This is a genomic window from Burkholderia humptydooensis, from assembly GCF_001513745.1.
Lineage (GTDB): Bacteria > Pseudomonadota > Gammaproteobacteria > Burkholderiales > Burkholderiaceae > Burkholderia > Burkholderia humptydooensis.
This window is the reverse complement of record NZ_CP013380.1, coordinates 2041151-2059012: the sequence shown is the minus strand read 5'-3', so window position 1 is coordinate 2059012 and position 17862 is coordinate 2041151. Positions and strand designations below refer to the sequence as shown.

Annotated in this window: 15 protein-coding genes; 1 reads left to right on the top strand and 14 read right to left on the bottom strand. The window is 63.6% G+C overall.

Annotated features, from left to right (window positions below):
• Position 1: 1 nt before the first annotated feature.
• The 7 genes from AQ610_RS09355 to AQ610_RS09325 form a co-directional block, all read right to left on the bottom strand.
• Entirely contained in the window at positions 2-964 is a 963-nt protein-coding gene (locus AQ610_RS09355) for a UDP-glucuronic acid decarboxylase family protein (RefSeq protein WP_043282612.1), read from the bottom strand.
• 63 nt (positions 965-1027) lie between these two features.
• Positions 1028-2827 (bottom strand): asparagine synthase (glutamine-hydrolyzing), encoded by a 1800-nt coding sequence (gene asnB, locus AQ610_RS09350; RefSeq protein WP_006026806.1) that lies wholly within the window; start codon positions 2825-2827, stop codon positions 1028-1030.
• A gap of 166 nt (positions 2828-2993) precedes the next feature.
• Positions 2994-5234 (bottom strand): polysaccharide biosynthesis tyrosine autokinase, encoded by a 2241-nt coding sequence (locus AQ610_RS09345; RefSeq protein ID WP_009916336.1) that lies wholly within the window; start codon positions 5232-5234, stop codon positions 2994-2996.
• A gap of 26 nt (positions 5235-5260) precedes the next feature.
• Positions 5261-5698, bottom strand: a complete 438-nt coding sequence (locus AQ610_RS09340; protein ID WP_009916335.1) for a low molecular weight protein-tyrosine-phosphatase — start codon at positions 5696-5698, stop codon at positions 5261-5263.
• Positions 5695-6780: a polysaccharide biosynthesis/export family protein gene (locus AQ610_RS09335; protein ID WP_045554898.1), complete on the bottom strand. Its 1086-nt coding sequence runs from the start codon at positions 6778-6780 to the stop codon at positions 5695-5697. Before AQ610_RS09335 ends, AQ610_RS09340 begins: the two co-directional genes overlap by 4 nt.
• A 202-nt stretch (positions 6781-6982) precedes the next feature.
• Positions 6983-7552 carry a helix-turn-helix transcriptional regulator gene (locus AQ610_RS09330; RefSeq protein ID WP_009916333.1) on the bottom strand — a complete coding sequence of 190 codons (570 nt, stop codon included), beginning with the start codon at positions 7550-7552 and terminating at the stop codon, positions 6983-6985.
• Positions 7553-8080: 528 nt separating this feature from the next.
• The gene (locus tag AQ610_RS09325) at positions 8081-9271 is read right to left on the bottom strand and encodes a GlxA family transcriptional regulator (protein ID WP_043282613.1); all 1191 of its coding nucleotides are present in this window, start codon (positions 9269-9271) and stop codon (positions 8081-8083) included.
• Positions 9272-9374: 103 nt separating this feature from the next.
• Between AQ610_RS09325 and AQ610_RS35900 the strand changes: the two genes are divergently transcribed.
• Positions 9375-9644, top strand: coding sequence for a hypothetical protein (locus tag AQ610_RS35900; RefSeq protein ID WP_141668070.1), 270 nt, complete (start codon positions 9375-9377; stop codon positions 9642-9644).
• Positions 9645-9867: 223 nt separating this feature from the next.
• Here the strand turns inward: AQ610_RS35900 and AQ610_RS09320 are convergent, their stop codons facing one another.
• From AQ610_RS09320 to xylG, 7 genes are all read right to left on the bottom strand, one after another.
• Complete coding sequence (locus tag AQ610_RS09320) at positions 9868-10113, bottom strand: hypothetical protein (protein WP_006026810.1); 246 nt, start codon at positions 10111-10113, stop codon at positions 9868-9870.
• Positions 10114-10209: 96 nt separating this feature from the next.
• Positions 10210-11298, bottom strand: coding sequence for a galactofuranose ABC transporter, permease protein YjfF (yjfF, locus tag AQ610_RS09315; RefSeq protein ID WP_006026811.1), 1089 nt, complete (start codon positions 11296-11298; stop codon positions 10210-10212).
• Positions 11295-12335, bottom strand: a complete 1041-nt coding sequence (locus AQ610_RS09310) for an ABC transporter permease (protein WP_006026812.1) — start codon at positions 12333-12335, stop codon at positions 11295-11297. The genes yjfF and AQ610_RS09310 overlap by 4 nt, the downstream gene beginning before the upstream one ends.
• Positions 12332-13846: a sugar ABC transporter ATP-binding protein gene (locus AQ610_RS09305; protein ID WP_006026813.1), complete on the bottom strand. Its 1515-nt coding sequence runs from the start codon at positions 13844-13846 to the stop codon at positions 12332-12334. The genes AQ610_RS09310 and AQ610_RS09305 overlap by 4 nt, the downstream gene beginning before the upstream one ends.
• A 58-nt stretch (positions 13847-13904) precedes the next feature.
• Positions 13905-14867, bottom strand: coding sequence for an ABC transporter substrate-binding protein (locus tag AQ610_RS09300; protein ID WP_006026814.1), 963 nt, complete (start codon positions 14865-14867; stop codon positions 13905-13907).
• 239 nt (positions 14868-15106) lie between these two features.
• Entirely contained in the window at positions 15107-16306 is a 1200-nt protein-coding gene (locus AQ610_RS09295; RefSeq protein ID WP_006026815.1) for a sugar ABC transporter permease, read from the bottom strand.
• Positions 16303-17862, bottom strand: coding sequence for a D-xylose ABC transporter ATP-binding protein (xylG, locus tag AQ610_RS09290; RefSeq protein WP_009916589.1), 1560 nt, complete (start codon positions 17860-17862; stop codon positions 16303-16305). The genes AQ610_RS09295 and xylG overlap by 4 nt, the downstream gene beginning before the upstream one ends.

Here is a 17862-nt window from a genome sequence, read left to right as displayed (position 1 = left end):
TTCATCCTCGCCCGTGACCAAGCAACCGATCGAAATAGTCAATCGTCAGTTTGAGGCCATGCTCCAGTGGCGTTGTCGGCGTCCAGTGCAGAAACTCTCGCGCCAATGTGATATCCGGCCTGCGTTGTTTCGGATCGTCAGGGGGCAGCGGGAGGAAGGTCATTCTTGAGCGGGAACCCGTCAGCTCGATCACCGTCTCCGCCAGTGTGCGGATGGTGAACTCCTCCGGGTTCCCCATGTTCATGGGACCTGTGACCTGATCCGGGCATTGCATGAAACGCGTAAAGGCTTCAATCAAATCGCTCACGTAGCAGAACGATCGTGTCTGAGTACCATCGCCGTATAGGGTGATGGGCTCGTTCTTCAACGCCTGGACGATGAAATTGGACACCACGCGGCCATCCGACGGGTGCATGCGCGGACCATAGGTATTGAAAATGCGCGCGACCTTGATACGCAGATTATGCTGCCGGTGGTAATCGAAGAAGAGGGTTTCTGCACAACGCTTGCCTTCGTCGTAACAGGATCGGAAGCCGATCGCATTGACGTTTCCCCAATACTCCTCGCGCTGAGGATGAACCTCGGGGTCTCCATAGACTTCACTGGTGGACGCCTGAAATATCTTGGCTTTGACCCGCTTGGCGAGTCCAAGCATGTTGATGGCCCCGTGCACGCTCGTCTTGGTGGTCTGCACGGGATCGAATTGATAGTGGATAGGCGACGCAGGGCACGCCAGGTTGTAGATTTCGTCTACTTCGACGTAGAGCGAGAATGTGACATCGTGGCGCATGATCTCGAAATAAGGATTGGCCAGGAGATGGGCAACGTTGTCCTTGGTGCCGGTATAAAAGTTGTCGACGCAAAGTACCTCATGGCCATCCGACAACAGCCGTTCACAGAGGTGCGATCCAAGAAAGCCCGCTCCGCCGGTGACCAGGATCCGTTTTCTACGCCCGTTATCCACTTCTTTCTCCTGCTTCGATTGATGCCGTACAGAGAGTGACGCCGAACACCCCCGACCGCGCCTTCACGCGCTGCCATGCAACGTGAAGTCGTCCATCACGCGAGTCGCCCACCCTCGCAAGCCACGTTGTTGTTTCGATGTCCCCTGAGTGTTCAGCCATTGCGCCACCGGGATGCAAAAACCTGTCTTGGGACGATTGAGCACCGCGTCCGGCAGCGCGATTCGCGCGCACTGCGCAAGTTGCCGCTTTGAAGGAGGCGCACCAGTGCCGCACAAGTAAGGCGCCATCGTGCGAAACAGGGCGATGTCCACCAGGGGAGTCCGAATCTCCAGGGAATGGGCCATACCTGCCCAATCAGAATCCCGCAGCAGCATGTTGCGCATATAAAAGGCCGTTTCCAGCGCTGTCACCTTGGCATGAGGGACTTTGACACTTGACACCCACTCGTCCATACGCGCGATTGGCCTCAGCTTTGCCCAACCCTCGCGGACAAGCTTGCTGCCGAGAAATTGCGGCAATTCCCAGGGCATAAATAGACCCCGGCGCAGCAGATAGGCGCCGCCATAGCTGCCGCCATATTCGAAGAGGCTGGCAAATTTTGGCGAAGTCGTGTGCTTGAGAATGGGCGCGGACACCCAGCGGAAGACTTTGCCTATGCCGGGTGGGCGGGCAATGGGCCGGACGCGGCGAACCAGTTGAGGCACATGGCGGAAACTCGGGTAGCCGCCGAGCAATTCGTCTCCGCCTACGCCCGAGAGTGCCACCTTGAGTCCGGCGCGCGCCGCGGCTCGAGCGACGAAGTATGTGTTGATCCCGTCGATGCTCGGCTGGTCCATGGCCTGAAGGATGGCCGGAAGATCTTCGGCAAAATCCCGCTGATCGATATGCGCGATTTGATGCCGGCAAGCGTAATGTGCTGCAATTTTCCCCGCCAAGGGTGTTTCGTCATCCAGAGTATTTTTGTACTCGGTGAACCCCAGCGTGATGGCCTGGATATGCGTCACTTCTTCGGCGCTCAAAGCAGTCAAGGTGGCAGAATCCAGACCAGCAGAAAGAAATACGCCCACGGGCACATCGGCAATCAAATGATGTTTGACGCTATCCTTCACGGCGTTTCGCAGGGCCTCCTCCACGGGGGCGCGGGCTTGCTGTGAGGCGGCTGTTCCCAACGTCTCGGCGAGGTCGAAGTACCGCTTCGGAGCGCGCGGCCCGTCCTGGTCCACCCATAGCGTGTGACCGGCAGGCAGAGCGAAGAGCTTGTGATAAAGGGTGTAAGGCTCGGGCACGCAGCCCCACAAATAGAAGCCGACCAGCCCGGCCGGTTCCGGATCGGGTTGAATGGCTCCCCCCGCCAGTAGCGCCTTGACCTGCGACGCGACGCGGATCGATTTACCGTCGTCGTGGTAATAAAGGGGTTTGATACCGAAATGGTCTCGGCCGAGAAAAAGGCCGCGTATTTCTTGATCCCAAATGGCAAAGGCGAACATGCCCCGCAAATGATCGACCATATCCTGGCCGTATTCGCGGTATGCGTGAAGCAGCACCTCCGTGTCCGAGTCGGAGAAAAATGCGTGCCCTTTTTCCGTCAGGCGAGCCCGTAGCTCGCGATAATTGTATATTTCACCATTAAAAGTGACGCTCAGCCTGCCATCCTTGGTGGTCATGGGTTGCGCGCCATTTTCGGTGAGATCGACGATAGCCAGCCGCCGATGGGCGAGCCCGATGTTCCGCTCTTCCGATACCCACAGCCCTGCGCCATCCGGGCCACGCAGGGTCATGGCTTGCCGAATCTTGACCAGCTCGTCAGCCGATACCAGGGGGCCTTCGCTACGATAACTGTAAATTGCCGCTATGCCGCACATGTCGTCAGACCTCCCCTCTCATCCTCTTTCCGGTCTCAGCAGAAACTCGATGCGGCCATTTTCCGTGCAGGCTTCTCAATGAAATTGCACTCCTCACTCTGCTCAACACCTGTAAGCGGGCTGCATCCGGCGCTTCTTCTCGTCCCGCGGCCCGGAGCGCGCCGGGCTAGCCCTTGTCCCCGACCTGCGCTGCATATCCGTAGGATGCGTAGCGATAGCGGCCGTACTTGTACCCGTAGCCATAACGGAAGCCGTTCGGATCCAGCGCGTTGAAGATCACGCCGTTCACATTCACATTGGCATGCCGGAGCTGCCTGGCGGATTCCGCGACTTCCCCGATGGTGGTCTCTCCAAACCGGGTCACGAGGAACACCACGCCGCAGCGCGCTGCGATGATGGCCGTATCCGATACGGCCAGCACCGGCGGGGTATCGATCAGCATCAGGTCGTAACGTTCGCTGAGCGAATCCAGCAATTGCCCCGCGCGTTCGCTGAGCAGGAGTTCGGCCGGATTGGGCGGCAGCGTCCCCGCGGCGATCAGGTCGAGGCCCGGAAACACTTCCCGCTGGATCACCTTGTCCAGCGCGATAGAGCCCGTCAGCGCGTCGGCAAGACCTGGTTCCCGCCCCTTGCCCAAGTACCCGTTCAGATGACCCTTGCGCATGTCTGCATCCACCAGCAGCACGCGCTTGTCGGCAGAGGCAACCAGCGCAGCAAGGTTGGCCGAAATAAACGACTTGCCAACGCCTGGCGTCGGGCCGGTCAACAGGACACGGTTGTTGCCGGCGTCCACCATCGCAAATTGCAACGCGGTACGCAGGCTGCGCAGACTCTCGATTGAGCGTTCGTTGGGATAGCGACTGGCAAGAAGGTGAGTTCCCGGCTTGCGCGCCCTGATGTTCTCGGCCAAGGTTGCCTGGGCCCGCGAAAGCGGTACCGTGGCATACACGCTAAGACCGGTGTGCTGCTCGATGTCTTGTGGATCGGTAATGCCGCCAAAGAGGGCGCTGCGCACAAATGCAGCCACCACACCCAGTACGGCCCCCAGGAAAGCCGCCAAGGCGACAACCATCGCCCGTTTTGGCTTGACGGGCTCCTCCGGTACCGGGGCGCTGTCGACGAGCCGCACGTTGCCCACCTTGCCGGCCTTTACCAACCTGAGCTGCTGCATGTTGTTAAGCAGGTTCACGTACAGCTCGTTGTCGACCTTAACGTCTCGCATCACGCGCAGGGTGTCCTGCTCCAGATCCGGCAGGTTCTTGATCCTGCCGCTCACCGCGGCGATCCTGGATTCAAGCGCGGCAATCTGTTGATCCACTGCGGCAACGCCCGGGTGAGCGGATGTAAAGCGCGTCAGCAATTCCGCACGTTTCTGCTTCAGTTCCAGCAGCTTTGCCTGCGTGGCCACGCTTTCTTCAAGGTAAACCTTCGCCTCCTCGCCCAGATCGAAGGTGCCGCGCCTGTTCCGCACCGCGTTGTAGCGGCTTTCGGCCTGGTCCAGTTCATACTTGAGCCGTGGCAGCAAATCGTCCAGGAACGTGAGCGACTTTTCCGCTTCCGCCGCTTTGCGCTTGACGTTTTGCGCGACATATTGCTCGCCGATCTCGTTGAGAACTGCGGCGGTCAACTTGGGATCAGCACCCTCCAGCGAGGCGCTGATGATGCCGCTCTGCTTGCCGCGCTCGGCAATGTTGAGTCTGCCTTGCAGAGATTCCAGGGTCTTGAGCCTGGAGTGACGAACCAGGACAAAACCGGCCCCTGGTTTGGCCTTGAGCTCCGCCACATCCAACTTGATGGTGCCAACGGATTGCGCCACGCTCAGCGCCTCTCCGGCACGACCTTCGATTGGCTTGTCGAGGCTCGGCTGTTCGATGCGGAAACGGTCCGCCCCCAACGCCGTCAGCTTGAATGCTTGCCCTTCCAGTTCCTGCGGCACTTCGAACGAGGCAACCCTGATGGCCTCACTCCCCCAGACATAACCGCCAAAGCCCAGGAAGCCCGGTTCTGACAGCGACTTGTTCCTCGCGGCCAGCCAGCGCCCAAACAGCGGGAAGTACCTGGGCGTCGCCTCGAGATACAGGTTCAGGTTGTCAACCGCTTTGCCGACCACCATGCGCGAGCGCAGGATCTCAATCTCGGCTCCGGCTTCGGTCTTCACGTCGAAGAGGTTGGAGACATCGCTCAGCAAGCTCTTGGCGTTATTGGGGCTGTCCTCGACCTGAACGAGGATGTCCGCCTGGTAGATGGGGCGTGCCATCAGCGCATAGGCAATTCCAAGCGCCGTCACGACAGCGGTAATGGCCGCGATCAGCCACAGATTGGAGAGAAGCACATCCAGGTACCGCACGAGATTGATCTCATCGTCCTGGGGCTCGACTTCAGAAAGGTACGGAGGATTCTGGTTCATCGAAATACCGGAGACTATCTGTACGGTTAGCGAAGCCCACGAATACGGGGCACCCACGTGTCGATGCCTTCTCGAATCAAGTGCAGCGCGTGCTCGAACGCACGGCGCGGCTCGCCGTAAGGGTCGGGAATATCCATCTTGACCAACTCACCCAGCCGGAACACCTTGCCGGATGCCTGGGGATACAAAAGCTGGACTTCGCCCCTCTGGTCGTTATCCATCACCAGGATCAGGTCAGCACGGCCGGCAAGCTCACTATTCATTTGCTGTGCGCGATGGCCCGAAATATCGGCGCCCAGTTCCGACAGAAGCTGCACAGCCATGGAGTCCGCCGGATTTCCCACCAGAGCGCCCAGCCCCGCGGAGAACATGGTCAGTTCAGGCATAGCCTGCTGCAACAGCCCCACCGTCATGGGGCTGCGGCAGATGTTGCCAACGCACACAACCAGAATCGACTTGATCATTTCGCCAAAGACGCAGAACCGATCACCTGCTGCGAACTAGGGATCAACAAATTGATTACACGGCTCCAGCGCACCAATCCGCCGGCATCCACATAGACGACATCCTTCGGCTTGAGCTCGAAGCCTTCCGCCAACGCCATCGCAACCGGAGATTTGCCGTCGAGGTGGAAGACCTGAGCGCCACCCTCGGGGCTCTTGCGAATCACATACACTTCCTTCGCGTTAGCCGTCGCAGGATTCACGCCGCCGGCATCGCCAAGCGCCTCGTTCAGCGTGAGGCGTCCGTTGCGAAGCAGGACGGTGGAAGGTTTCACGACCTCGCCGCTCACGAAGACTTTGCTGTCTTCGCGTTGCTCCACGCGCACGATATCGCCATTGCGCAGCAGAATGCGCGCGGGATCGATCCCTTGCCGCAACAGCGCAGGCACGTTGACGTCATAGTTCTTACCTTGGCGCGAAACACGGATGCGACTGCTGTCGCCGGTGAGCACGTTGATGCCGCCGGCACGATTGAGCGCCTCCACCAAGGTCATGGGCACATCGTCGATGTTCTGCGGACCAGGCGTCTTGACTTCTCCGTCAAGGTAGACGCGTTGGCTGCGGAACGCGAGCACGCGCACCGTGATCTGTGGATTGGCGATGACGGATTTCAGGTGTCTACCGATGTCCTCACGAATCTGATCCTGATTCTTACCCACAACCTTGAGCACGCCGACATAGGGAAACTGGATATCCCCTGCCGCGCTGACCACGTAGCCGGGCACGTTGGCAGCGCCACTGAAGCTGGGAATCTCATACGCCGTGCCGATGGTGTATGTCTGCGTGGGAAAGACCAGCTCCGGGTGATCCCATACAACGATGGAAAGGATGTCGCCAGGCCCGACGTTGTAGGGCGCTGGCTTGTCGTACAGTGCGCTCACCCCCGCATTGATCGAGTTGATCGCCGCCTGCTGCTCACGAACAAGATCCGGCGTGATCTGCATCACCTTGGGCACCGAACTCGGATCCTCGGGATTCAAAGGCCGCTGAGGATCGAACCGCATACCGGGAGCAAAGGCGCAAGATGCCAGCAATGGCGCCATGATCAAGATGGCAAGCCCGTTGCTGTCAGCGAAAAGTCTTGACAACGCTTGTTTAAAAAAAACGAACGTTGCGCAAAGCGTATCTTGAGGGAGCTGCATTCTGTCGGTGTGATCAATAGGTTGTTGAGCGTGCTCTTTGGATAGAAAACACCACTGCTTGCGAAACCTGACACCCCACTAGTCAGGCGTCACGACTCCAGCTTTACGCCAGCAGCGCAAGCTTCACTAGATCTACGATCCGACTGCACTGCATCTTTCTTTTCAGATTTGCAATCTGTGTGCGCACCGTGCTCTCGCGGACGCCATTCTGGATAGCGCACTCCGATGGCATCAGGCCCGCCACGAGTCCGGCCAGCACTTTGGCTTCCGCCCTGGAGATGCTGAACGCGGTGATCAAGTTGCCGACGTCCGCCCCATTCAGCGCGCTGTTCCGGCGGATCCGGACAAAGACAAGAGGCGCTTCGGAAAGATGGATGCGCGGGTGCGCCACCGTCATATCCAGGGTCAAGGTCTCTCCCCATTCAAGCGGGACCGTCGTCCTCGAGCGTTGCCCGGTCTCGAGCGTCGTCACCACGGCCTTGGATAAATTGTCCAGGACGGCAGCGCTGGGGTGCCATAGCTTTCCCTGCTTGACGCTCAGGCCGTGCAGGTTGCCCAGCAGCGATTTGGCGAGGTCAGAAGCATGCACGACCATACAAGAGGTCGACAGGAGAATCGTCGCCTCGCCCATTGCGGAGAAAGTGTCTTCCACCAGTTGGAGATTGCTTGCCATCGACTGATTTCTCCGCTCGAGTGCAACCCAACAGGTGCTGGCAGTCGGAAAATGGCTATCCGTTCCCCAACAGCACGGCATTGGTTGCGTCAATCACCGAAAATGAGCCGCATCCTCTGCATATGAAATTGCAGCAGCAATAGTATCCGCAATCGACCGCTTTCATCTGGCGCCACATTGACAATTTCCCATGTGACTCTTGCAGTACAGAATGCCTTAACTGGCTTGCCTGGAAGATAGCCTCTCCATTAATGCGAGATTACGCCACATGATTATTTCAACAGGTTGCACCGCAATCTAAAAAAATACGCCGTCTTAATCAATTTTTCGTACACGACAACGAATTGACCTTGCTCCTGTTTCACGAATCCCGTAACCGAGGCCATCAGACCGCTTGCCCTTGCTGAGCGGCGGCCCAATTCTTCTCGAACGTCATGGGGCTGACGTAGTTCAATGTCGAATGCGGTCGGCAGGCATTGCAGAAGCCAAGCCAGTCGACGATGTGCTTCCCCGGATGAAGATGTCTGTTTATGTCATTCGTTGCGCCACGCCGACGGTTTTTTTCGACGTCGTGCCGTGCCCGACTTCCCGTCCAGACCGTTCAACCTGCAAGGCTCCCGCGGAGCAGCCATCCAAGCCGTGGCCGCACTCAGTCCGCTGGCAAAAAGGGGAAGCGCCTATGTTCCCGTGCATCCCCTCCAGTACGTTGCGGGCAGTCCTTCGATAGTCCGCTGGCGACATCAGGAAATGCTTCTGAAAGAGCTTGCGCAGATGATCGCCGTTGAACAGGCCGCAGCGCCGCGCAATCTTGTCGAGTGGCAGATCGGAATCGACGAGCAGACGCCGCGCAAGATAGATGCGAACGCGCGTCAGATACTCGCTCGGCGTCTGGCCGATCTCGCGCTTGAATCGGCGCAGAAAGTTGCGCTCGCTCATCGATACATGCCGGGCCAGATCGGCAACGGAAACCGGGTGCTCGCTGTTTTCGTGAATCCACCGTACCGACCACGCAATGCGATCGCTCAATATGCGCTTGTCGTTGCTGCCTGGCCCGGCCGTATCGACGAAGTTCATCCGCAGATGCGAGTTGACCCGTCTCTCCAGTTCCAACGCCACCCGTGGGCCAAAGTCGCTGCGCACCATCGACAGCACCGCGTCAACGGCCAGTTCGTACTGGACGGTGCCCCGCCCCTCGCCCGTCGTACGCGTACAGGTTACCGCGCGCCACACGGCACTATCGTCCGCAAGGACTTTGTACCCGGCGACCGGATTGCCGGTGCGCCCACTCATTGACAGAATTGCCTCGGCACCCGGTGCAAGGCCCATCACGAGAGCATGCCCTGGCAATTCGCGCAGCCACGACAGCAGGTCCGCATCATGCGAGGCGGCACGCGCGCCCGCTCCTCCGGCAACAAATACCGTTTCAAATAGCCGCGCGTCGTGAGCAGCGGTTGCTCTTGCAAACAATTGCACGAATGATCCGCTCGGAACGAGGGCCTGCCGGCTCGATAGCACCGCCACGCTGAATGCAGGCTTTTTCGGATCGCCAAGAGCCAGTTCATTCCCGATCCGGAGCATCTCGACGATCAAGCAAACCTCTGTCAGCGAAAAGTTCTCGAAAACGACGATCGCGACCTTCCGCACCCCCTCCGGCATTCCGCTTTCTGAAAATCTCCGGGATCGCTCCCCGCTTTCATCGTCCGCGCCTCTCCATTCCATTTTGTTCTCCGGAATCTGCGAACTCGATTTTTTAATTCACACTTAAAGAATACTCTGCTTGTCTGCTGGGTATCATACGCATGGAATTCTCACGCCATATGGGATGTCCGATTCATATGGAAATTTGGCGGAAGGATTGCCGATCAACATTATGCGATTACGACCCTCTAGCAAGCATGTGCCGACGCCTGAATCCATGCATTCCAGCTCGCCGACCGGAACAGTTGGCTATCGCATTATTATTGAGGAATTTGCAGCGCCGCATGTCCAGTGGTTTGGTTCTGTTCACACTCTCACCATCGCCTCGAATTCAAAAGCAATATTGAAAATTAAATTTATCGCAATAAAAAAGAAAGAATTTGATGAAAGTTGAAATTGTCATGAGTGGATATTTATTCATTTTCAAATACTCAAATATATGGCTTGGATTATTTCAAAATATCCATGCACCGCCTCCTGCCGCGCCTCACTTTTTTGAATAATTGCGATCCGAGATGCGCGCATCGGCAATTTATTTTTTATTCACCGGAGATCCTGGCTCACCAATTGATGACATCCGGATGACTCTGGCGTCACATTATGAAATAAAAAGCCGCTTACACAGCGGCTGCGGCATGTTCGGCGGCGGCTCCGCCAGCGCGGAGCGGATGATCGGGCGGGATGCCGGGCGAAAGCCGAATGCCGATCAGCATCACCTCGCGCATGACGCTGATGTTGACGACAGCCGCGCCGACCCGTTTGACGAGCGCGGCGAAATTGTTCACGCTCAAGGCGCTCGCGTTCATCAGCGTGAGGCTCGGCGAGCAGGAGCTGGCCCGCGCGCGACTCGACACCTTGCGCACGCTCGATCCCGCCGACGATCGGATACGGCGTCGTCGAGACGCTGCTCGCGCGGGCGTAGGCGGTTCGGGCGGCCTGCGCCGCTCGCCACGGGCGCCCTACAGCCGCCGCATCGTCGACACCAGAGCCGCGCCCTCTGCGTGCGCGTCCGGCCGCGAGGGCCCGGTTTCCGGCGGCCGGCGCTGCGCGTCGAGCCCGGTGCCGCCCGTGCGCCGTCGCGTCGCGTGCCGCTCGATGACCCGCTGCAACAGGCAGAACACGCACAGCAGCGCGCCGATCACGATCCGCGTCCACCACGAGCTCAACGTGCCGTCGAACGTGATCAGCGTCTGGATCGTGCCGAGTATGCCGACGCCGAACACCGAGCCGATCACGTACCCGACGCCGCCCGTGAGCAGCGTGCCGCCGATCACGGTCGCCGCGATCGCGTCGAGCTCCATGCCCTGCCCCTGCAACCCGTAGCCCGACAGCACGTACAGCGTGAACACGATGCCGCCAAGCGCTGAGCACAGCCCGCTCAGCGCATAGACGCCGATCTTCGTGCGCGCGACCGGCAGCCCCATCAGCAGCGCCGAGCGCTCGTTGCCGCCGATCGCGTAGACGTTGCGGCCAAAGCGCGTGAAATGCGCGACGTAGACCGCGGCGGCCAGCGTGGCGAGCGCGATCAGCGCGCCCGCGCTCAGCCTGCCGCCGCCGATCGGCACACCGATGCCCGCGATCGCGTGAAACGTCGGCTCGTTGATCGTGATCGACTGCGTCGTGATGAGAAAGCACGCGCCGCGCGCGAGAAACATTCCGGCGAGCGTGACGATGAACGGCTGCAGCCGGAAGCAATGGATCAGCGCGCCCATCGCCGCGCCGTACAGCGCGCCGAACGCGAGCACGAGCGGCGCGATCGCCCACACCGGCCAGTGCAGCCGCTCGGCGCCCACCGCGCAGAAGATCGTCGTCAGCGCGACGACAGAGCCGACCGACAGGTCGATGCCGCCCGACACGATCACGAACGTCATCCCGATCGCGACGATCAGCAGGAACGCATTGTCGACGAAGAGTCCCGTGAGCACCTGCATTGAGAAGAAACCCGTGTACATCACGGCCCCGAACCCGAGCAGCGCGGCGAACAGCCCGACCGTCACGACGATCGGCAGCGTGCGCGGGTCGGCGAGCCTGGCAAGGAATCGGTTCATCGCGGCGTCGCTCCGGCGGCGGCGCGCGAGCGCGCGAACGACAGCAGCCGCGACGCGTGCCGGACGGCCGTCGCGCGCGCCGCGTCCGACTGGATCAGCGTCACCACGATCACGACGATCGCCTTGACGACGAGCGTCGCTTCCGGCGGCACGCCGATCGAATACGTCGTATAGGTGAGCGTCTGGATGATCAGCGCGCCGAGCACGGTGCCGGCGAGGCTGAAGCGGCCGCCGAGCAGCGACGTGCCGCCGAGCGTCACCGCGAGGATCGCGTCGAGCTCGAGCAGCAGGCCCGCATTGTTGCCGTCGGCGCTGCGCACGTTCGAGCTCGCGAGGATTCCGGCGATAGCGGCCATCACGCCGGAAAACAGATAGACGCCGAACACCACCGCGCCGGATCGCAGCCCGACGAGCCTTGTTGCGACCGGGTTCACGCCGATCGCACGAATGAACAGGCCGAGCGCGGTGCGATTCACGAGCAGCGCCGTCGCGGCGATCGCCGCGATCGCGATCCACACCGAGCACGGCGCCGTCGCGAGATAGCCGCCGCCGAGCGCGAGGTAGCCGGGCGCGCCGATCGGAACGATCTGGCCGCCCGTCAGCAGTTGCGCGACGCCGCGGCCCGCGACCATCAGGATCAGCGTCGCGATGATCGGCTGCATCCCGACGAATGCGACGAGCGCGCCGTTCCACGCGCCCGCGAGCACGCCGACGCCGAGCGCGGCGGCAAGCGCCGCGCCGACGCGCGACGGGTCCGCGTCGAGCACGATCGCCGCGGCCGCGCCGGCGATCGCGACGATCGCGCCGACCGAGATGTCGATCCCGCGCGTCGCGATCACGAGCGTCATCCCGAGCGACACGATGACGAGCGGCGCCGCGCGGTTCAGGATATCGACCGGCGCGCCGAACAGATGACCGTCGAGCAGCGCGATCGACAGGAAGCCCGGTCGATGCGCGACGTCGAGCGCGAACAGCAGCGCGAGCGTCAGCGCCGGCCACACGAGCGGATGGCGAAGCAGCATCCTGAGCCGCGTCATGACTGGCCTCCCGCGATCAGCCGGTAGATCCGCTCCTCGGACGCGTCGCCGCCGGCCAGCTCGGCGATCATGCGCCGGTCGCGCAGCACCGCGATCCGGTGGCTCACGCGCACCACCTCGCCGATCTCCGACGAGATGAACAGGATCGCGAGCCCTTTCGCGCAGAGCGCGAGCACGCGCTCCATGATGTCGAACTTCGCGGCGACGTCGATGCCGCGCGTCGGCTCGTCGAGAATCAGCAGCTTCGGCTCCGTCGCGAGCCAGCGCGCGAGCAGCACCTTCTGCTGGTTGCCGCCCGACAGCAGGCCGATCGGCTGCTCCGCGTCGCGCGCCTTGATGCCGAGCCGCGCGATGTAGGTATCGGCGATCTCGCGCTGGCGCGCGCGGCCGATCAGCCGCCACCAGCCGCGCCGCGCCTGCAGCGCGAGCACGATGTTCTCGCGGATCGACAGCGCGGCGACGATCCCCTCCTTCTTGCGGTCTTCCGGGCAGTACGCGATCCCGCGCCGCACCGCATCGCGCGGCGACGCGAGCCGCGCGCGCGCGCCGTCGATCTCGATCGCGCCGGTGTCCGTGCGTTCCGCGGCGAACGCGAGGCGCGCGGTTTCGGTGCGGCCCGAGCCGAGCAGCCCGGCGAGGCCGAGGATCTCGCCCGGCCGCACGTCGAGATCGAGCGGCTGCATCATCCCGCGCCGGCCGGCGCGCCGCATCGACAGGAACGGCGCGGCCGCGCGGGCGTCGCTCGCGCGCGCGGCCGCCTCCGCCCGCGGCGTGTCGGGCATCCGCTCGCGGCCGGTCATCTTCGCGACGAGCGCGTCGACGGGCAGCTCGCGCGCCAGATACTCGCCTTCGCGCTCGCCGTTGCGCATCACGGTGATCCGGTCGGAGACCGCATAGGTCTGCTCGAGAAAATGCGTGACGAACAGGATCGCGATGCCCGACGCCTTCAGCCGCCGCAGCACGTCGAACAGCCGCGCGACCTCGCCGTCGTCGAGGCTCGACGTCGGCTCGTCGAGAATCAGCACGCGCGCGTCGACCGACACGGCCCGCGCGATCGCGACCATCTGCTGCACCGCGATCGGATACGCGTCGAGCGAGCGCGTGACGTCGATCGACAGCCTCAGATCGGCGAGCGCGTCGCGCGAGCGCGCATGGATCGTCTTCCAGTCGATCGCGCCGCGCTTCATCGGCTGCCGGCCCGCGAACACGTTCTCGGCGACCGACAGGTTCGGGCACAGGTTCACTTCCTGGTAGAGCGTCCGGATGCCCGCCGCCTCGGCTTCCCGCGGCGCGGCGAAGCGCACCGGCCGGCCGCCGACGCGGATCTCGCCGGCGTCGTGCGCGTGCACGCCGGTCAGCACGTTGATCAGCGTCGACTTGCCCGCGCCGTTCTGCCCCATCAGCGCGTGGATCTCGCCCGGAAACAGGCGAAAGCGCACGCGCCGCAGCGCGCGGACGCCCGGAAACGCCTTGTCGATGTCGATCATCTCGACCACCGGCGGATTCGTCATGCACGCTCCCGCAAAAAAATGCCGAACGGCGGCGGTGTTGCCGCCGCCCGGGCGGACCTCAGTATTTGCGCGTCGGCAGCACCTGCGCGGCGACGCTCATCGGAAACACCGTCTCATCGGTCACGATGCGTTTCGGCAGCGCCTTGCCGGCGACGACCTCCTTCACCGCGCTCATCAGTTGCGGCCCGAGCAGCGGGCTGCACTCGACGTCGACGTTGATCTTGCCGGCGACCATCGCCTGGAAGCCGCCCTTCGTCGCATCGAACGACACGACGCTCACGTCCTTGCCGGGCTTGATCCCCGCCTCCTCCATCGCCTGGATCGCGCCGAGCGCCATGTCGTCGTTGTGCGCGTAGACGACGTTGATCCGCTTGCCGTAGGTCTTCGCGAACGCTTCCATCACCTGCTTGCCGCCCGCGAGCGTGAAGTCGCCGCTCTGCGACGCGATGACCTTGAATTTCGGATTGCTCCTGATCACTTCGAGCAGGCCCGCGCGGCGGTCGTTGGCGGGCGCGGAGCCGACCGTGCCCTGCAGCTCGACGATGTTGACGGGCCCCGCATCGTTCCGGTAGCGCTCCTCGAGCCAGCGGCCCGCGCGCCGGCCTTCCTCGAGGAAGTCGGAGCCGATCATCGTCACGTACAGCGACGGGTCCTTCACGTCGATCGCGCGATCGGTCAGGATCACCGGAATGCGGGCCGCCTTCGCTTCGGTCAGCACCGGCTCCCAGCCCGATTCGACGACGGGCGAGAACGCGATCACGTCGACCTTCTGCGCGATGAACGAGCGGATCGCGCGGATCTGGTTCTCCTGCTTCTGCTGGGCGTCCGAGAACTTCAGGTTGATGCCGGCGTCCTTCGCCGCGCTCTTCACCGACACGGTGTTCGCGGTGCGCCACGCGCTCTCCGCGCCGACCTGCGAAAACCCGAGCGTGATCGGCTTTTGCTGCGCGAACGCGCCGGGCGCGAGCCACGCCGTCGCGGCAACGATCGCGCCGGCCGCAAGCGTCCTGATGAATGTCATGGTCGTCTCCGATGATGTCGTTGTTCGCCGCGGCGCCGGCCGTGCGCTGTTCTGTTTTTCCGTGACGCGGGCGCGGTTCGGGGTCGCGCCGCCGGCGGCACCGGCCGATCCGGCGTGCGCAGACCCCGGATCAGTCTAGGGACAAGTCCGATAACCGCCCAATGAAAATTTGGATTCGGGCGATATCGCTATCGGCATGGGTGTAAAAATTCCGGCGCGCGAAGGCCGGCCGGGCGGCGTCACCGCCGGTTCGACCGGGACACCACGTCGATCCACACCGCGAGCACCAGCACCGCGCCCTTGACGATCATCTGCCAGTACGCGTCGACGTCCAGCATCGACATGCCGTTGTCGAGGCTCGCCATCACGAGCGCCCCGATCAGCGCGCCATGCACGGTGCCGGACCCGCCGCGCATCGACGTGCCGCCGATGAAGCACGCGGCGATCGCGTCGAGCTCGCCCATCGTGCCCGCCGACGGCGAGCCGGCCGCGAGCCGCGCGGTATTGACGAGGCCGGCGAACGCGCACATCAGCCCCATCAGCGCGAAGATCGCGAGCTTCACGCGGTCCGTGTCGACGCCCGAGAGGCGCGTCGCCTCGAGATTCGAGCCGACCGCGTAGATGCGCCGGCCGAACACGGTCTGCGTCGCGATCCACGAGAACGCGCCGAGCAGCGCGAGCAGCAGCAGCACGGGCACCGGAATGCCGCCGTAGCGGTCGAGCGTCGCGACGAACGCGAACAGCACCGCGCCCACGCCGGCGATTTTCGCGGCGTCCTGCCACGGCGGCGCGACCGCGAGCCGGTAGCGGCGCCGGTTGCCGCGCTGCCGCACGACGAGCAGCGCGACGAGCGCGAACAGCAGGAGCGCAAGCGCGTCGCCGGCCGCGCGCGGCAGATAGCCCTGCCCGATGAACACGAAGCCGTCCGATACCGGCGCGATCGTCGAGCCACCCGTCACGCCGAGCAGGACCCCGCGGAACGCGAGCATCCCGCCGAGCCCGACGATGAACGACGGCACGCGCCGGTAGGTCGACCACCAGCCGTTGAAGAGCCCGGCCAGCACGCCGAGCGCGAGCACCGCGGGCACCGTCGCGGCGACCGGCCAGTGGCGGCTCGCGTCGAGGATCGCGGCGACGCCGCCGAGCAGCCCGAGCAGCGAGCCGACCGACAGGTCGATCTCGCCCGCGATGATCACGAACACCATCCCGCACGCGAGCATGCCGGTGATCGACATCTGCCGCAGCAGGTTCGACACGTTGCGCGGCGTGACGAACGCGCCGTCGGTCAACGCCGAGAAGAGCGCCCAGATCGCCGCGACCGCGAACAGCAGCGCGAGCACCTGATAGCGGACGAACAGCCGGCGCAGCGGCTGGCCGTGCGCGCGGCGGCCGTCTGCGGCGCGCTCGCGCGCCGCGGCGGAAGACAGTTCGGTATTCATGTCGCGCTCGCTGCGGTGGGTTCGTCGGCGCGCCGGCTGCTTTTCAGCGCGGCGCCGAGGATCTGTTCCTGCGTGAGCCCGTCGTTGACGAAATCGCCGCGCAGCTCGCCTTCGCCGATCACGAGCACGCGGTCGGCGAGGCCGAGCACCTCGGGCAGCTCCGACGACACGACGACGAGCGCGACGCCGCGCTTCGCGAGCGCGAACACGAGCCGGTAGATCTCCGCCTTCGCGCCGACGTCGACGCCGCGCGTCGGCTCGTCGAGGATCAGCACCTGCGGATCGGTCAGCAGCATCTTCGTGAGCACCGCCTTCTGCTGGTTGCCGCCGGACAGGCTCGCGATCGGCTGGAAAGGGTGCGCCGCGCGCACCGACAGCCGCTGCATCCCGGTGCGGATCGCGTCGAGCTCGGCTGCCGCGTCGATCCGCCCGCGCTTCGCGAAGCGCCGCAGCACCGACAGCGTGATGTTGTGGCCGACGCCGAGCTGCGGGACGATCCCGTGCCGCTTGCGGTCCTCGGGCACCATCGCGAGGCCCGCGCGGATCGCGTCGGCAGGCGAGCGGATCGCGAGCGGCCGGCCGTTCATCCGCACGGTCGCCGTGGACGCCCCCCGGTACGCGCCGAAGATCGCCTGCATCAGCTCGGTGCGGCCCGCGCCGACGAGCCCCGCGACGCCGAGGATCTCGCCGCGCCGCACGCTGAACGACACGTCGTCGACACGCTTGCGGCGCGGATTCGTCACGTCGTGGCAGGTCACGTTGCGCGCCTCCAGCACGACGTCGCCGATCTCGTGCGGCTCGCGCGGGTACAGGTTGCGGATCTCGCGGCCGACCATCATCGCGATGATCCGGTCGGTGCTCAGCGCGCGCATCGGCTCCGTCGCGACATGGCGGCCGTCGCGGATCACGGTGACGGTGTCGCACACGGCCTCGACCTCGCCCAGCTTGTGCGAGATGTAGACGCACGCGACGCCGCGCCGCTTCAGGCCGCGCACGATGTCGAGCAGGACCCGCGTCTCCGCGGCGCTCAGCGACGACGACGGCTCGTCGAGGATCAGCAGCTTCGCGCGCTTGTTCAGCGCCTTCGCGATCTCGATCAGTTGCTGGTGGCCGCCGCCGTAGTCCATCACCGGCTGCGCGACGTTGATCGCGTCGATGCGCAGCTCGCGCAGCAGCTCGTCCGCGCGCCGGACCATCGCCGCGTAGTGCATCCGGCCGCCGGGCAGCGTGATCTCGTTGCCGAGGAAGATGTTCTCCGCCACCGACAGCTCGGGCACGAGCATCAGCTCCTGATGGATGATCACGATGCCCGCGCGCTCGGTGTCGCGCACGCCGGACGCGGCGAGCGGCGCGCCTTCCCAGCGGATCTCGCCCGCCCATGTGCCGTGCGGATGGACGCCCGAGAGCACCTTCATCAGCGTCGACTTGCCGGCGCCGTTCTCGCCGCACAGGCCCACGCATTCGCCGCGCCGCACGGTCAGGTCGATGCCGTCGAGCGCCTTCACGCCGTCGAATTCCTTGACGATGCCGCGCATCGTCAGCAAGGGTCCGGTCAT

What these genes read in the sequence shown, in the direction of transcription:
- asnB (WP_006026806.1), bottom strand. Translation starts at nt 2,827, where the DNA reads ATGTGCGGCATAGCGGCAATTTACAGTTATCGTAGCGAAGGCCCCCTG.
- AQ610_RS09345 (WP_009916336.1), bottom strand. Translation starts at nt 5,234, where the DNA reads ATGAACCAGAATCCTCCGTACCTTTCTGAAGTCGAGCCCCAGGACGAT.
- AQ610_RS09340 (WP_009916335.1), bottom strand. Translation starts at nt 5,698, where the DNA reads ATGATCAAGTCGATTCTGGTTGTGTGCGTTGGCAACATCTGCCGCAGC.
- AQ610_RS09335 (WP_045554898.1), bottom strand. Translation starts at nt 6,780, where the DNA reads ATGGCGCCATTGCTGGCATCTTGCGCCTTTGCTCCCGGTATGCGGTTC.
- AQ610_RS09330 (WP_009916333.1), bottom strand. Translation starts at nt 7,552, where the DNA reads ATGGCAAGCAATCTCCAACTGGTGGAAGACACTTTCTCCGCAATGGGC.
- AQ610_RS09325 (WP_043282613.1), bottom strand. Translation starts at nt 9,271, where the DNA reads ATGGAATGGAGAGGCGCGGACGATGAAAGCGGGGAGCGATCCCGGAGA.
- AQ610_RS35900 (WP_141668070.1), top strand. Translation starts at nt 9,375, where the DNA reads ATGTCCGATTCATATGGAAATTTGGCGGAAGGATTGCCGATCAACATT.
- yjfF (WP_006026811.1), bottom strand. Translation starts at nt 11,298, where the DNA reads ATGAACCGATTCCTTGCCAGGCTCGCCGACCCGCGCACGCTGCCGATC.
- AQ610_RS09310 (WP_006026812.1), bottom strand. Translation starts at nt 12,335, where the DNA reads ATGACGCGGCTCAGGATGCTGCTTCGCCATCCGCTCGTGTGGCCGGCG.
- AQ610_RS09305 (WP_006026813.1), bottom strand. Translation starts at nt 13,846, where the DNA reads ATGACGAATCCGCCGGTGGTCGAGATGATCGACATCGACAAGGCGTTT.
- AQ610_RS09300 (WP_006026814.1), bottom strand. Translation starts at nt 14,867, where the DNA reads ATGACATTCATCAGGACGCTTGCGGCCGGCGCGATCGTTGCCGCGACG.
- AQ610_RS09295 (WP_006026815.1), bottom strand. Translation starts at nt 16,306, where the DNA reads ATGAATACCGAACTGTCTTCCGCCGCGGCGCGCGAGCGCGCCGCAGAC.
- xylG (WP_009916589.1), bottom strand. Translation starts at nt 17,862, where the DNA reads ATGACCGGACCCTTGCTGACGATGCGCGGCATCGTCAAGGAATTCGAC.